Here is a 14,912-nt window from a genome sequence, read left to right as displayed (position 1 = left end):
TTGTCTTGGACTCGGCTTTTTTCTTCGGCGGAGCTTTCTTCTTCTTCTTCGCCTTGGGTGCGGCCGCTGTCACCTCGAACGTCAGAGTATTGTCCTTCAGGTGGACCTTGACCTCGCCACCATTTTTGAGCTTGCCGAACAGCAATTCTTCGGCGAGCGGCTGCTTGATCTTCTCCTGGATCAAGCGGCCCATCGGACGGGCGCCGTAGAGCTTGTCATAGCCGCGTTCGGTGAGCCATGCCTGGGCATCCTCGTCGAGCGTGATATGGACATTCTGGTCGGCCAGTTGCATTTCGAGCTCGAGAATGAATTTCTCGACGACCCGCGCCACCACTTCCGGTGGCAGATAGGCGAAGGGCACAATCGCATCCAGTCGGTTGCGGAATTCGGGAGTGAAGGTTTTCTTCACCGCTTCTTCGCCAGCATCTTCCTTGGAATTATTGCCAAAGCCGATGCCTTCCCTCGCCATATCGGACGCGCCGGCGTTGGTCGTCATGATCAATACGACATTGCGGAAATCGACCGTTTTACCATGGTGATCGGTAAGCTTGCCGTTGTCCATCACCTGCAACAGGATATTGAACAGGTCGGGATGGGCTTTCTCGATTTCGTCGAGCAACAGCACGCAATGCGGGTTCTGATCAATGGCATCGGTCAGCAGACCGCCCTGATCATAGCCGACATAGCCCGGAGGTGCCCCGATCAGACGGGAGACGCTGTGGCGCTCCATATATTCGGACATGTCAAAGCGCTTGAGCGGAATGCCCATGATCGATGACAATTGCTTGGCGACCTCGGTTTTGCCGACGCCGGTCGGGCCGCTGAACAGATAATTGCCAATCGGTTTTTCCGGTTCGCGCAACCCGGCACGGGACAGTTTGATCGCGCTGGACAGCTTTTTGATCGCCTCGTCCTGGCCAAAGACCACGCGCTTGAGGTCTTTTTCCAGATTCTCGAGCGTCTTCTTGTCGTCCTTGGACACGGATTTGGGCGGGATGCGCGCCATCGTCGCGATTACCGCTTCGATGTCCTTGGTCGTGATCATTTTTTTGCGGCGCGAAGGCGGCAACAACATCTGCATTGCACCGACTTCGTCGATTACGTCGATCGCTTTGTCCGGCAGCTTGCGGTCGTTGATATAGCGAGTCGACAATTCCACCGCCGATTTCAACGCGTCGGGTGAATAGCGGACCTTGTGATGTTCTTCGAATGCACCGCGCAGGCCAGCGAGGATCTTGATCGTGTCTTCCACCGATGGCTCGTTGATATCGATCTTCTGGAAGCGCCGCAGCAACGCGCGGTCCTTCTCGAAATGGTTACGGAATTCCTTGTAAGTGGTTGATCCAATGCAACGAATGATACCGCCGGAAAGCGCCGGCTTGAGAAGGTTCGATGCATCCATTGCGCCGCCGCTGGTCGCGCCGGCACCGATCACGGTGTGAATTTCGTCGATGAACAGGACCGCATCCGGCATTTTTTCCAGCTCGGAAACAACCTGCTTCAGCCGTTCTTCGAAATCACCGCGATAGCGGGTTCCCGCGAGCAGCGAGCCCATGTCGAGCGAATAGATGACTGCTGGCTTCAACACATCGGGGACATTGCCCTCGACAATGCGAAGAGCGAGGCCTTCGGCAATAGCGGTTTTCCCGACGCCGGGTTCGCCGACATAAAGCGGGTTGTTCTTCGACCGACGGCACAGGATCTGGACTGTCCGGTCCACTTCCGCCTGCCGTCCGATCAACGGATCGATCCGGCCATCAGAGGCTTTCTTGTTGAGATTGACGGTAAACTGGTCGAGCGCCGTCTCTTTCTTGTTCTTTTCTTTCTTGTCCTCGTCGCCTTCGTGGCCCGACAATTCGGCCGGTTCGACCGTCTGGCCGCCCTTGCCGACACCGTGGCTGATAAAGCTGACCGCATCGAGCCGGCTCATATCCTGCTGTTGGAGGAAATAGACTGCATAGCTTTCCCGTTCGGAGAATAAAGCGACCAGTACATTGGCACCGGTTACTTCATCCTTGCCGGACGATTGAACATGGAGGATTGCCCGCTGCACAACCCGCTGGAACCCAGACGTGGGGGACGGGTCAATCGCTTTTTCGACCTTCAGGGAATCGAGCTCGCTGTCGAGATAGAGAACCACGGCGTCTTCCAGTTCGCCCAGGTCCACTCCGCACGCGTTCATCACCTGTGAAGCGTCGCCATCGTCAAGCAGCGCGAGAAGAAGATGCTCGAGCGTCGCATATTCATGGCTGCGGTCAGAAGCATTTTTCAGCGCCTGATGCAGGGTTTTCTCAAGCGATTCCGCGAATGATGGCATTTACTTTACTCCAAAATTGGGACGGTGTTGACGCCCCTGTTGCCGAAACCGATGCTGTTCCATCCGGCCTCGGGCTTTAACCAATTGCTTGTACTCTAGATCGTGAGCCTCGCCTTAAAGGTCAAGAGCGTCTGCCTCGGATCTGTAGCCAATCGGCCAAAACTGCCAATTTTTCGTCTCACTTCTCCTTACGGTCCAATATGGAACGGTCGAACCTGACTATTATTAAACAAGGTTAACAAATACTTTATGATATGCCAGCAATTATCATTTTTTGAACAGGTCTTCGGCGCTGGCGCGATGGGTCACCGCAAAGTTTTTCTTAGCTTCACAGCGGCTTATTTCCGATTTTAGCAACGCAATCCGCTGATCCAGTTCGTCCACAGATAATGGATCAATGTCTTGTTTGACCAGCAGGGCGACAGGGTCATTGGCATTACGCGGTAAATTTTCGTCATCATCCATGAATCAACAGGCCTCCTGCAGGGTAATGTTGACCGCCCGCGCTTTGCTGTCAATAAGGGGCATGAATAAGGGACGTCGCAAATTTCCCGGGGGATATTCAATGGCCGTATCTGAAGTTCTGCAAAAAGAAATGACCGCCGTCGTGATCAGCGAACCGGGCGGACCGGAAGTCTTGAAACCGGCGACTTTAGCGGTCCCGCAGCCGGCTCCAGGGGAAGTGCTGATCCGGGTCGCTGCGGCCGGAGTGAACCGGCCGGATGTGATTCAGCGGATGGGTCTGTATCCGGTACCCCCGGGCGCCTCGCCGCTCCCCGGGCTTGAGGTGTCGGGAACTGTCGTCGCGCTGGGCGAGGGTGTCGAACCGGAATGGATTGGCCGCAAGATTTGTGCGCTGACCAATGGCGGCGGCTATGCCGAATTTTGCGTCGCTCCGGTGGCCCAATGTCTGCCGGTCCCGGATTGCCTGACCATGGCCGAAGCGGCGGCCTTGCCCGAGACGCTGTTCACGGTGTGGGGAAATCTGTTCAATCGCGGTTTCGCCCGCGAAGGCGAAACCGCGCTTGTCCATGGCGGGACCAGCGGTATCGGCACCACTGCGATCAAGCTAGGCAAGCTTTTCGGCCTCAATATCATTGTGACCTGCGGCAGCGATCAGAAATGCACCGCAGCCAAACAGATCGGTGCCGATCATGCCATTAATTACAAGAGTCATGATTTTGTCGAGGAGATCAACAAGATCACTGACGGGCAAGGGGTCGAAATCGTCCTCGATATGGTTGCTGGCGACTATGTCGCTCGCAACCTGCAATGTTTGAAGGCAGACGGTCGTCATGTGACCATAGCGGTTCAGGGCGGGCTGCAGGCGACGATCAACATGGCCCATGTGATGATGAAGCGGCTGATCCTCACCGGATCGACTCTCCGGCCCCAGTCCGCGGCGCGCAAGGCGCTGATGGCCGATGAATTGCACCGCCATGTCTGGCCCGATGTCGAAGCGGGCAAATTGAAGCCGGTGATGGACGAGAGCTTTGCGCTTGCCGACGCGGCCAAGGCGCATGCCCATATGGAAGCCGGCGACCATATCGGCAAGATCGTGCTGATCGTCGAATAGCCTTGTGGGCGGGGAACACGACTTTCACGGCGCGAAGGTCGCGTTTTTTATTGACGATCACATCCTGGTTTATCGTCGGGACGAAAAGCCGGATATCCCGTTCCCCAATATGCTCGATTTGCCCGGCGGTGGTCGTGAAAATGGCGAGAGTGGGGTGGAATGCGTCGCCCGCGAAACATATGAAGAATTCGGCATTCGCATCGCGACCGATGAGTTCGAACATGTCCAGACCTACCCGAACTGGCGCGGATCGGGCGAAGTCGCGCTGTTCTTTGTCTGCCGGCTGTCATCCCAGGTGCTGGACGATATCGTCTTTGGCGATGAGGGACAGGATTGGAAAACGATGCCGGTCGATGAGTTCCTGATGAGCGAAGATGCCGTTCCGCACCTGCAGTTGCGGGTACAGGAATTTCTCAAGGCGTAGGCACCGCGTGAGCGAAACTTCGTAGAACGGGACGGGCTGCTACCATCAGAGTCCAGAGCGGGAATTCTGACGGTACCAAGATCGGCAACGGCATCGCATATGGCCCGCCGGACAGTGGCAAAGGCAATTTTTGCGCGCGGTTAGCCAAACATCTTGCCGACTCCCTCCAAACAGCCTACATAAGCTTCCAACAGGCCGTCTCCGCAAGGGGGCGGCCCTTTATTTTTATATTGCCGCTGGCGCTGAAATGCCGGCTATCGGAAGGAAGCCATCATGGCCGAACAAGCAACTCCTCTTATGCAACATGCCACCGCCAGCTGGCTGGTGGACAACACCGCACTGAGTTTTGAACAGATTGCCGAATTTTGCGGTATCCATATTCTCGAAGTCAACGCGATGGCCGATGATCTCGCCAGCTCCAAATATACCGGTCGCGATCCGGTTCAGGCGCACGAACTGACCCACGCAGAAATCGAAAAAGCCGAAAAAGATCCCAATTACCGGATGGTCTTGCAAAAGGGACCGGATCAGGTGCGCAGGACCAAGGGACCGCGCTACACGCCGGTTTCCAAGCGCCAGGACAAGCCCGACGGCATCTCCTGGCTGCTCCGCAATCACCCGGAAATTTCCGATGCTCAGGTCGGCAAGCTGATCGGCACCACCCGGACAACAATCAACGCCATCCGCGAACGCGAGCACTGGAATATCGCCAATATTGCGCCGAAAGACCCCGTGACCCTCGGTCTTTGCTCGCAGCGCGAGCTCGATGCTGTCGTTGCCAAGGCAGCGAAAAAAGCGGGTATCGAGCCTGAAGTGGCAGATGACACCAAGCTGGGCGGCGACAAGGAAGCGCTGATTGCCGAGCTGCATGAAGAACGCGCCCAGGCGGCACGCGATGCCGAGGCCGCACTGTCCGGTGAAACCGGCGAGGAAGATGCGGCTCCCGTCGTGCATACAGCAGAGACGCTTTTCAAGGACAGCTAAGCCTTGACGGTTCGCGCCAAAGCCAGGTTTAACCAATCAATTAAACTGGCTTGCGCTTGCCGTGACCAAGGGTCTATGGCTGGACCATGGATGCTCCCCGAAAACCGCCTGCCTACGATGTCATGCTCGCCGATCATGGTTTTGACCCGATTGAATCGGACGGTCTGACCTATCCGCTCGGCGACTATGAACCGAAATATGGCGAATATTTTGAACTGATGCCCGGCATCGGCTGGACCCGTACGCCGGTGCCCGGTCCGCTGGGCCATATCAACAACTGGGTGCTTTCGGACCGTCATGCCGACGGCAGCGACGGATTTGCCATTGCCGATACCGGACTGTTCATGCCGCAGGTTGTCGAGGCGTGGAAACATCTGTTCGAAGAGGGCGCGCTGCAGGGACAGAGCGCGACCAAGATCATCGTCACCCATTATCATCCCGACCATGTCGGTTGTGCGGGCTGGCTGGCTAAGCGGTTCAAGGTGCCGTTGCACATGAATCGCACCGAATGGTTGCTGACCCGGTTGCTGATTGCCGACAAGCGCGACGGCGTACCCCAGGAGGCGCTGGACGAGTGGCTATTCTGCGGCTGGGACCAGAATCTGATCGACGATTTCGCCGCCAAGGGCTGGGGGCGTTTTGCCCGGGCCGTGTCGGACCTCCCGATCAGCCATATCCGGATGGAAGAGGGCACAAGACTGCGCACCGGCGACCATGAATGGCGGGTGATGATCGGCAATGGCCACACGCCGGAACATGCCTGCCTGATTGATGACACGGCCAAGGTAATGATCTCCGGCGACCAGATTTTACCGCGGATCACATCGAATATCTCGACCATGTTGAGCGAGCCGACCAGCGATCCGCTCGGCGAATGGCTGGCGAGCATCGCACGGTTTCGCGCCGAACTGGACAATGAACTGCTTATTCTGCCCGCCCATGGCCGACCGTTCCTCGGCGCGCATCAGCGGCTCGATACTCTGGCTTTGCGCCATAACGAGGCGCTCGACGATCTGGAGCAGGGTCTGCGCGAAAGCCCCAAGCGGGTGGTCGACAGTTTTCCCTATCTGTTCAAACGCCCGATCACGCCGGACGTCATCGGCATGGCCAGCGGAGAAGCGATGGCGACCCTCCGGCATCTGCAATATACCGGACGCGCCCGACTAGAAATGAAGGATGGCACCGCCTGGTACAGCGCCGCCTGATCGGATATTGCGGCAATGTTCCGGCCGATTGGCCTGTTTTAACCTGTAACGGTTTTGATATCCGGTGGCGGTGCGACTTCGCCGCTGGTGCAGTGCAGGGCGTAGCCACGCAGGAATATTGCCAGCGCGATCAGCGAGATAATCCCTGCCAGCCCAAACGGTGCGCCGGGCAGATAGTAGATCGAACCCGCTACCGTGAAGGCCGCAAAGACTGCGGCAAACATCGGCGGGCCGATGACCGAGGCGATGCTCTGCAGGCTCGCTACCGCGCCCTGCAGTTCGCCTTGTGTTTCATCCGAAACGGCATTGCTCATCAGGCCGTTGATTGACGGTTGAAATAGTCCCTGCAGGGAACCGATCGGAATAGCGATGAAAATCAGCCATCCTTGATCGGGTCCGGCGAATACATAGAACATCGAACTGGTTGCCATGGAAAGTGCCGCGATAATCACCGCATTGCGTTCGCCGATGCGCGGGATCAACACGCGGATCAAAAGGCCCTGGACGATGGCGGCACCGAGACCGACACAGGCGAGCGCCAGTCCAACGGTCATTTCGCTCCAGCCAAAAGCTTCCATCGCATAAAAGGCGAAGATGATCGGATAGACGACATGGGCCGTCATCCAAACCGTCAACGCAGCCGCATACCAGAAGACGATCTTGTTCTGACCGTGAAGCCCCTGGAGCGCGACCAGAGCATTGGCGCGGGCAATGTTGAACGGACGGCGTTTTTCAACCGGCAGACTTTCCCGGAGCATGAAAAAGCCGAAGAGCAAATTAACCGCCGCCAACAGACCGGCCGCAAAAAAGGGCAGGCGGGTGCCATATTCGCCCAATATGCCGCCAATCGCCGGACCGAAGATGAACCCGAGGCCAAAGGCAGCACCGATCAGGCCGAAATTTTGCGAGCGCTGCTTGGCCGGCGAGACATCGGCAATATAGGCATAGGCGGTGCTGAAACTGGCGCCCATGATCCCGGCAATGATCCGCGCGACAAACAGCCAGATTAGCGACGGTGCGAATCCCATCAGAACATAGGCAATGGCATAGCCGCCCAGCGCTCCCAGCAATACAGGACGCCGCCCGAAGCGGTCCGACAGGTTCCCGACGATTGGGCCAAAGACAAATTGCATCGCCGCATAAGCGAAGGCCAGCCAGCCGGCATAGACCGCAGCATTGGAGATCGAGTCGCCGGTGATATTTGTGATCAGCTTCGGCAACACGGGCATGATGATGCCAAAGCCGAGCATATCGATCAGCACGACCAGAAAAACAAAGACCAAGGATGATTTGGCTGCAGGCGGAGAAGTGGATTCGGACATTGGTTCACTCCCTACACGCTGGTCCCGTGAAAAGGGAGATATTAACCCGCTATTTTGATTGTCAGTTCAACCGCCATCACTTACGTAAATGGCAATGACTGAAAAACATCACGACCAGCCACCGATCTGGAAAACCCGCTACAATCATCCCACCCAGTGGGACCAGTTTTACGCGCCCTTGTCGATGCCCGGAATGTTCTTTCGTTCGGCTGGCCGGCGCGGCGATGCCAATCTGCTTGATTTCATGGGACGCAAATATAGCTATGCAGAGATTGCGTCTGGCGTTGTCCGTGTAGCCAAGGGGCTTCAGGATCTGGGCGTCCGGAAAGGCGACCGGATCGGCCTGTTCCTTCCCAATGTTCCGCATTATGTCAGCGCATATTATGGAGCGATGGCAATTGGTGCGACGGTGGTCAACTTTTCGCCACTTTACACGGTGGATGAGCTGAATCACCAGATCGAGGATAGCGGTACAAAAATCCTGTTCACCCTCTCGGCCACTGCGGTTTTTCCGACGGCCTACGAGGTGCTTCAGCAGTCGAGCCTCGAACGACTGGTGGTCGGGAGTATTTCCGGTGCGCTGCCTAAGGGCAAGGCGCTGTTTTATTCGCTGTTCCGCCGTAAGGAGAATAGCCCGCAACCTGATGATGACCGGATCACCGTCTTTTCGGACCTGACCGACAACGACGGCAATTACAAAGCACCCAATATTCGTCCGGACAAGGATATTGCCTTGCTGCAATATACCGGAGGCACTACCGGCACGCCCAAGGGAGCGATGTGCACGCATCAGAACCTGACCGCCAATGCGCGGCAGATCAACGGCATCGATCCCTTTCTCGACGAACCGGACCGGGTGATGGGCGTTTTGCCGTTTTTCCACGTTTTCGCCAACAGTGCGGTACTCAACCGTACCGTCGAACGCGGCGGCGAGATTGTCATGCTGCCCCGCTTCGATGCCAAGCAGACATTGAAGGCGATCACCCGCACCAAAATCACTGCGATGCCCGGCGTGCCGACCATGTATCAGGCGCTGCTCGACCATCCTGATATCGACAAGACCAATTTTTCTTCGCTCAAGGTCTGTGTATCGGGCGGAGCGCCGCTGGCGATGGAGCTCAAGAAGAAATTCGAGGCCAAGACGGGGGCAAAGCTGGTCGAAGGCTATGGCCTGACCGAAAGCTGCGGCGTGGTCAGCGCCAATCCCTATATGGGGCTCAACAAGCCTGGCACGATCGGACAGCCGGTACCCGGAACGATCGTAAAGCTGGTCGACAAGAGCGATCCGACCCGGCCGGCGCCTAAGGGTGAGCCCGGGGAATTGATATTCTCCGGTCCGCAGGTGATGCAGGGCTACTGGAACTTGCCGGAGGAAGATGATCAGGTGTTTCTTGACGGTTTCCTGCGCACCGGTGATGTCGCGACCATCGACGAGGACGGCTATATCAAGATTGTCGATCGCCTGAAGGACATGATCGCGGTTGGCGGTTTCAAGGTCTTTCCCAGCCAGGTCGAGGAAGTGCTCTACAGGCATGATGCGGTCAAGGAGGCATTGGTGATAGGTGTCCCTGACGCCTATCGCGGCGAAAGTCCCAAGGCCTATGTCACGCTCGATCCGGGGATGGATGCTAGCGGTGAACAAATCAAGGAATGGCTCAATCCCCAACTCGGCAAGCATGAACGGGTTGTCGAGGTCGTGGTAAGGGAGAACCTGCCCAAGACGATGATCGGAAAGCTGGATCGCAAAGCACTTCGCGAAGAGGAATTGGGCTAGGGCTTTACGGCCAGCGTGCCACCCCGTATCTTCGGACTAGGGGAAGGGGGCTGGTATCGTACAAGGCCGAGCAAAGAGATTTTTGGTTGAAGCTGGCGCAGTTCGCATTGCTGCCTCACTGCTGTTGCTGTCGATCATATTCCTGATCACCCTGGTCAGTTGGTCCGCTCCGGTTTTCCGGGATGCGGAAGCCATTCTATACGATCTGCGTGCTAGTCTGATGATGGAGACAATCGATCAGGACGACAGAATTGTCATCCTGACCTATGACGAAAAGACGGTCTTCAAAAGCAAACAATATTCGCCGCTGGACTGGAACATATTGACGAGGACGCTTGACGATCTGCAGAATATGAAGCCGCGGGCTGTGGCGCTGGATTTTATTTACGATCAAAGCACCGATGCAGATGAACAGCTTTTGCAGGCGATCACAGAGCTGGAAATACCCGTTAAAATCGCATTGATCAGTGCGGCTGGAACAAGCGAATCAGCATGGCATGATCCCGAAGTGTCTCAAAAGGCGGCACGAATTGAACGGCAATTTCACGATCGCGCTACGACGGGCAATGCAGAGAGCGTTGACGTTAGCCTCCAGCTAGACGTCGGCCGGGTTGTGAGAGCCTGGCCCGCGGCCAACCCGCTCGGCTACAGGCCATTGTCCCATGCACTTGCCGATCCACCGCAGGAATATGACCGGGCGGGATATTCGATCACCTATCGCCGGCCAGTATATGCACAAGACAACAGCGTCTTCCTGAAAATATCGCTGGATGAGTTCCAGAATGAATTTTCGAAACAGCAGCTAAAATCGATCATTGCTGGAAAATATGTTCTGATCGGACTTGATGTGCCGGGTAGTGATGTGTTTCGTACACCGATATCTATCATTACTCGCGGCAGGATGATGGCGGGAGTCAACGTCCATGCCAATATGCTCGCGCAAATTCTGGACGATAACTGGCTGGTATTGATACCTGCCTGGCTGGTTGCGTTGTTGAGTCTTTTCATTATCGCCATCGCCAGCTTGACCGCATTTTCCGAGATGCCCAACAGCCGACTGGTTCCGTCGCTCTTTATCCAGCTCTTGTTGTTGATTGCATTGCCGTTTTTGTTCCAGTGGATGAATTATGACACGCTCAACATTCCCGCGTTTGGCTGGGTTGCGTGCTGGATATTATCCTACATGGTCGCCAACAGCCTCGCGAAATCGATCGGATTGGATAAACGTCGATTCGCGCAGGGTGCGCTCGGTAAATATTTACCCGACGAGGTCGCCAAACAAATTCTGGCCGATCCGGAAAAGTTGAAGCTCAAGGGTGAAAAGCGCGAAATCTTTGCCCTGTTCAGCGATTTACAGGGCTTCACCAAACTCAGTCACGCTATCCCGCCAGAGACTGTCGCCGTATTGCTCAATGATTATCTCCAGCGGTTGAGTGAAGTGGTGCTGGAGCATGGCGGTACAATTGACAAATTTGTCGGAGATGCCGTGGTTGCATTTTGGGGCGCTCCCATAGCTCGGCCTGGCGACGCGGAGCGGGCCGTTGATTGCGCAATTGCAATGTGGGATTGCGGAGAAAAGTTTCGGAAGGAAGCGCCTGGGGATGTACCGCCGATAGGGATCACTCGTATAGGGTTGCACTTTGGCGAGGCGATCGTCGGAAATTTCGGGGGCGATGACCGCATCCAGTATACCGCATTGGGAGATGCGATGAACACCGCTGCCCGTTTGGAAAGCGCGAACAAGCAAACCGGCACCGGTATCTTGATCAGCGGAGATGTATTGGGGCAACTCCAGGAATCACGCCCGTTTCGTCAGCTGGGACGAGTCTCGCTTTCGGGGCGTTCAACCCCGATTGCCATCCTGCAACCGGTTGACGAGGCAGACCGCGAAATTGCGGAACAGTCAAACCGGATTTATGCCGAATTTGACAGCGGCAAGGCTGGAGCGTTGGACCGGTTACTAGCGCTCAAAGACAGTCGGCCCGGAGATTTAGCAATCGCGAAATTTTGTGATAGACTGAAATCCATTGACCCTGGAGGGAGCTATGTTTTCGAGAGCAAGTAAGACCACGATAGCCGTTATCACGTCTATCGGCATGATCGGCTCATCGACGCCGGTGCTCGCCCAGGCGCGGGTTGTTGCGTCGAGCGGCGGAGCGGCTGCCAGCTATCCGGAAGGCAAAACGCTGCGCGAGGACGCAATTCTGTTACTCGGTCGCGGCGATCGGGTGACGATATTGGTCAACAATGTCCGGCGTACTTTTCCCGGACCAGGGAAATATCCGATCAACCGGGCCATTCAAGAACGCAGTTCGGTATCTATACTCGATAGTATCCTGAATTTCATTACCGGCGATTCCGCGGTCGCGTCCGGCGCGGCAAGGGGAAGGGCCGCGAGTTCAAACTTGGCAACCCTAAGCCGGGAGAGGGTAAACTCGAGAGCCAGAACAGCTGCGATGCGCAGTGCCGAACCATCTCCGCCGCCACCGTCAGTATCAGCAGAGATTGCCGCTGCACCTCCTCCCCCGGTGGTCGCCGAGACGCGTCGGCCTGAATTCGCCCATGATGTTCCCATGCCGGAAGCCATGCCCGGGATTGTCGGTGGCTCCGCGACCAGGGCTTACGCCTATACCGCTGCAACGCCGGTGTTACGCAGCCGTCGGTTCAACGAGATCAACATCGCAAAAAGTGAAAATATTTGCCTGACGCCCCTGTCCGGTCTGCAACTGTGGCGTGCTTCTGCCGATAGACCAGAGCCGATAAAAATTGTTCGCCAGTCGGATAATGAAACGATTGAATTGACTTTCGTAACCGGTGAGCAAAGCAAGCCCTGGCCTGAGCAATTTAATGTCGCCCCATTTGGCGATTATGCCATCGTCAATGCCGCTGATGAGGAGGCGAGCTTGATCTCGATTGTGCCGACCGAGATCAAGACAGGAAATCTGGGTCGACTGGCATTGGCCTATTCGCGAAACAACTGCGCCGGCCAGATGGTTGCACTCGAAGAAAGTTTGAATCAGGATGGTGTGGAGCGCACCAACGCAGCAATTTTTGGAGCGGGAGGGCGGTAGCGAGCGCCGCGATATTCCGCTTTTTGGAGTCCGGATTGAATTCTGCAAGCCAATGATGAGGGTCAGCGTGGGCTGCGCGCTGCCAATATCCGCTTGTTGCGCGCCTCGACGGCGCGGAATGCCTTGAACACGCTCAGTCCCGGATCGGTCTTCCCGCTCTTGCCGAGATTTTCCAGCTGTTCGTAGAACCAGAATATGACAGCGAAGCCGGCGACCGCCTTGACCATCTGGAAACGCATGAGAAATCCCATCCAGTCGGGGATCAGCCGGAGTTCCTCCTCGAACCGCGGCAGTGCTTCCAAGCCTTCCAGCAATTGCTTCGGGGCATCGGTCATCACGCACATCGGTCGGCCCAGACCAATTAGATCGGCGGCACCGCTTTCCAGCGCCGATTCCATTGCCGCGCGGGTCCGGAAACCGCCGGTTACCATCAGCGGCACCTTTACCGCATCCTGCATCGCTTTAGCGAAATCGACGAAATAGGCCTCGCGCGCTTTGGTCGAGGGGGCTAGATTCTGCTGCTCTTTCTCTTCGATCCCGTCCGCGCCCATCAGGGCGGGCTGTTCATAGGTGCCTCCGGAAATTTCGACCAGATCTACGCTGGCATTCTCCAGCCATTTTACCACCTGCAAACTGTCATCGAAATTGAATCCGCCTTTCTGGAAATCGGCGCTGTTGAGCTTGACCGAAATCGGGAAATCGGGACCGACCGCCGCACGCGTTTTTGCCACCACAGCGAGCAGGAAACGCGCCCTGTTCTCCAGACTGCCTCCATATTCGTCGGTGCGCTGGTTGGCTCGCGGGCTGAGAAAACTGCTGAGCAGATAGCCATGGGCGGCATGGATCTGCGCGCCGGTGAAACCCGCGTCCTGACAGGTTTTGGCGGCCAGCGCGAAACGGTCGACCAGTTCTTCGATTTCTGTGCCGGTCAGCGCCACAGGTTCGCCAAATTGCCCGCCGGGCAGACCGAGTTTGACGGCTGACGGTGCCTTGGGATGTTTGTTGACATTGCTTTGTGTCTGGCGGCCGGCGTGACTGATTTGCGCCCAGAAATGATTGTCGTTGCGGGTCGCTGCCCCGGCCCAGCTTCGCAGTGCCGCCATCATGGCGTCACTTGCAGCGCCGTCGATAACGACATTGCCGGGCCGCTCGAGATGGTCATGATCGATCTGGATATTGCCGCTCAACAGCATCCCGGCCCCGCCATCTGACCATAGCCCGTAAAGCCGTTCCAGTTCCCCCGTCGGCACACCGTCCGGGCTTGCCAGGCCTTCGGTCATGGCTGCCTTGCTCAGCCGGTTGGGCAGAGTGGCGCCACAGGGTAAAGACAGCGGATCGGAAAGAGAAATCGTCATGCAGATAAGCCCCGAATGTAAATTGCGATTAAAAACTGATTCTGTCGCATCTTGGAATTTTTGGCAAGCGGAACCGCCGCAGGAGCAATATTATATGCTTAACAAAGCGTATGTTTTGCTTTTGCATCGAATAGGGTATACTATTCCTACTTATCGCACGGCGGCAAACCGTCGGCGAAGATTAGAGATGGAATTCTGAGGGGAATGGATATGGTTGCAGCAGCACCCCGCAAATCGGTCAGCAAGCATCATGCACGTCACGATGTGCAGTATACCGGCATTCGCTGGGACAAGAAAATGAGTAACAATTGCGCGGCCGCCTTGCTCGTCTACACATTGATGCAGATATTTTTCGTGCTCAGCTTCATCGAGACCAAAGGCATGTCAATCGCCCCCTATTTCGGTCTGGTTCTGCTGGTTGCCGTGATCATTCCTTTTTGCCGAAAATTCGAGAAACGCTGGACGAAGATGAACAGCAGTGGCTTGTCCGAGCAGAGCATTGCCGCTAAATTCCGGTCCGATCAGGTCGTCCTCTGGATGTTGGCGATCGGGTTGCCATTTGTCTTTGTCGGTTTGATTAAGGCGATTGGATCGTTGGTCTAATATCCGGGCTCCGAAAGCCGGCAATCCTTTCTTCCCCTATTAACACCGCATCGTTGACCTTGCAGGGTGCCGCACCTATGTCCGGCGCATGCTAAAACCTACAGAAGCGCAGGATCGCGCCGACGCCCTTATATCCCAAGCCAAAAAAGCCGGCGCCGATGCCGCTGACGCCATCTATGTGTGCGATGCGGCCACCCAGGTGCAGATCCGTCTCGGGAATCTGGAAGATGTCGAGCGGTCGGAAGGGGAGGAAATCGGCCTCAGGGTTTTTGTCGGCAAAC

12 protein-coding genes and 1 pseudogene are annotated in these 14,912 nt (G+C 56.4%); 9 read left to right on the top strand and 4 right to left on the bottom strand.

Features of this window, described 5'->3' with window-relative positions; genetic code table 11:
* Both clpA and WBM93_RS02615 read right to left on the bottom strand, forming a co-directional pair.
* Positions 1-2,317: ATP-dependent Clp protease ATP-binding subunit ClpA (gene clpA / locus WBM93_RS02620; protein ID WP_424427886.1), on the bottom strand; the 2,317-nt coding region annotated here is incomplete at its 3' end.
* 267 nt (positions 2,318-2,584) lie between these two features.
* The gene (locus WBM93_RS02615; RefSeq protein ID WP_424427884.1) at positions 2,585-2,782 is read right to left on the bottom strand and encodes a DUF1192 domain-containing protein; all 198 of its coding nucleotides are present in this window, start codon (positions 2,780-2,782) and stop codon (positions 2,585-2,587) included.
* Between the two features lie 100 nt (positions 2,783-2,882).
* Here WBM93_RS02615 and WBM93_RS02610 point away from each other — a divergent pair, with 100 nt between their 5' ends.
* The 4 genes from WBM93_RS02610 (at position 2,883) to WBM93_RS02595 (ending at position 6,506) form a co-directional block, all read left to right on the top strand.
* Positions 2,883-3,893 carry an NAD(P)H-quinone oxidoreductase gene (locus WBM93_RS02610; RefSeq protein WP_424427882.1) on the top strand — a complete coding sequence of 337 codons (1,011 nt, stop codon included), beginning with the start codon at positions 2,883-2,885 and terminating at the stop codon, positions 3,891-3,893.
* Positions 3,894-3,897: 4 nt separating this feature from the next.
* Positions 3,898-4,317: an NUDIX hydrolase gene (locus tag WBM93_RS02605; RefSeq protein WP_424427880.1), complete on the top strand. Its 420-nt coding sequence runs from the start codon at positions 3,898-3,900 to the stop codon at positions 4,315-4,317.
* A gap of 273 nt (positions 4,318-4,590) precedes the next feature.
* Entirely contained in the window at positions 4,591-5,301 is a 711-nt protein-coding gene (locus WBM93_RS02600) for a cell cycle transcriptional regulator TrcR (RefSeq protein ID WP_424427878.1), read from the top strand.
* An 86-nt stretch (positions 5,302-5,387) separates the two neighbouring features.
* Positions 5,388-6,506 (top strand): MBL fold metallo-hydrolase, encoded by a 1,119-nt coding sequence (locus WBM93_RS02595; RefSeq protein ID WP_424427876.1) that lies wholly within the window; start codon positions 5,388-5,390, stop codon positions 6,504-6,506.
* A gap of 38 nt (positions 6,507-6,544) precedes the next feature.
* On the opposite strand, the gene WBM93_RS02590 is transcribed toward WBM93_RS02595, so the two are convergent.
* Positions 6,545-7,828 carry a TCR/Tet family MFS transporter gene (locus WBM93_RS02590; protein WP_424427874.1) on the bottom strand — a complete coding sequence of 428 codons (1,284 nt, stop codon included), beginning with the start codon at positions 7,826-7,828 and terminating at the stop codon, positions 6,545-6,547.
* Positions 7,829-7,922: 94 nt separating this feature from the next.
* Here WBM93_RS02590 and WBM93_RS02585 point away from each other — a divergent pair, with 94 nt between their 5' ends.
* The 3 genes from WBM93_RS02585 to WBM93_RS02575 all read left to right on the top strand — a co-directional run bounded on the left by WBM93_RS02585 (position 7,923) and on the right by WBM93_RS02575 (position 12,673).
* Entirely contained in the window at positions 7,923-9,602 is a 1,680-nt protein-coding gene (locus tag WBM93_RS02585; RefSeq protein ID WP_424427872.1) for a long-chain-fatty-acid--CoA ligase, read from the top strand.
* Positions 9,603-9,684: 82 nt separating this feature from the next.
* Positions 9,685-11,667, top strand: coding sequence for a CHASE2 domain-containing protein (locus WBM93_RS02580; protein ID WP_424427870.1), 1,983 nt, complete (start codon positions 9,685-9,687; stop codon positions 11,665-11,667).
* Complete coding sequence (locus tag WBM93_RS02575; RefSeq protein WP_424427868.1) at positions 11,648-12,673, top strand: hypothetical protein; 1,026 nt, start codon at positions 11,648-11,650, stop codon at positions 12,671-12,673. Before WBM93_RS02580 ends, WBM93_RS02575 begins: the two co-directional genes overlap by 20 nt.
* A 62-nt stretch (positions 12,674-12,735) precedes the next feature.
* On the opposite strand, the gene WBM93_RS02570 is transcribed toward WBM93_RS02575, so the two are convergent.
* Positions 12,736-14,028 carry an NADH:flavin oxidoreductase/NADH oxidase family protein gene (locus tag WBM93_RS02570; RefSeq protein WP_424427866.1) on the bottom strand — a complete coding sequence of 431 codons (1,293 nt, stop codon included), beginning with the start codon at positions 14,026-14,028 and terminating at the stop codon, positions 12,736-12,738.
* A 210-nt stretch (positions 14,029-14,238) separates the two neighbouring features.
* Here WBM93_RS02570 and WBM93_RS02565 point away from each other — a divergent pair, with 210 nt between their 5' ends.
* The gene (locus WBM93_RS02565) at positions 14,239-14,631 is read left to right on the top strand and encodes a hypothetical protein (RefSeq protein WP_424427864.1); all 393 of its coding nucleotides are present in this window, start codon (positions 14,239-14,241) and stop codon (positions 14,629-14,631) included.
* A gap of 88 nt (positions 14,632-14,719) precedes the next feature.
* Positions 14,720-14,912: pseudogene (locus tag WBM93_RS02560) on the top strand (TldD/PmbA family protein); the annotation flags it as partial.

The organism is Parasphingorhabdus sp. (assembly GCF_049667325.1).
Classification (GTDB): Bacteria; Pseudomonadota; Alphaproteobacteria; order Sphingomonadales; family Sphingomonadaceae; genus Parasphingorhabdus.
This window is presented reverse-complemented; position numbering and strand designations above follow the sequence as displayed.

What these genes read in the sequence shown, in the direction of transcription:
- WBM93_RS02615 (WP_424427884.1), bottom strand. Translation starts at nt 2,782, where the DNA reads ATGGATGATGACGAAAATTTACCGCGTAATGCCAATGACCCTGTCGCC.
- WBM93_RS02610 (WP_424427882.1), top strand. Translation starts at nt 2,883, where the DNA reads ATGGCCGTATCTGAAGTTCTGCAAAAAGAAATGACCGCCGTCGTGATC.
- WBM93_RS02600 (WP_424427878.1), top strand. Translation starts at nt 4,591, where the DNA reads ATGGCCGAACAAGCAACTCCTCTTATGCAACATGCCACCGCCAGCTGG.
- WBM93_RS02595 (WP_424427876.1), top strand. Translation starts at nt 5,388, where the DNA reads ATGGATGCTCCCCGAAAACCGCCTGCCTACGATGTCATGCTCGCCGAT.
- WBM93_RS02590 (WP_424427874.1), bottom strand. Translation starts at nt 7,828, where the DNA reads ATGTCCGAATCCACTTCTCCGCCTGCAGCCAAATCATCCTTGGTCTTT.
- WBM93_RS02585 (WP_424427872.1), top strand. Translation starts at nt 7,923, where the DNA reads ATGACTGAAAAACATCACGACCAGCCACCGATCTGGAAAACCCGCTAC.
- WBM93_RS02575 (WP_424427868.1), top strand. Translation starts at nt 11,648, where the DNA reads ATGTTTTCGAGAGCAAGTAAGACCACGATAGCCGTTATCACGTCTATC.
- WBM93_RS02570 (WP_424427866.1), bottom strand. Translation starts at nt 14,028, where the DNA reads ATGACGATTTCTCTTTCCGATCCGCTGTCTTTACCCTGTGGCGCCACT.
- WBM93_RS02565 (WP_424427864.1), top strand. Translation starts at nt 14,239, where the DNA reads ATGGTTGCAGCAGCACCCCGCAAATCGGTCAGCAAGCATCATGCACGT.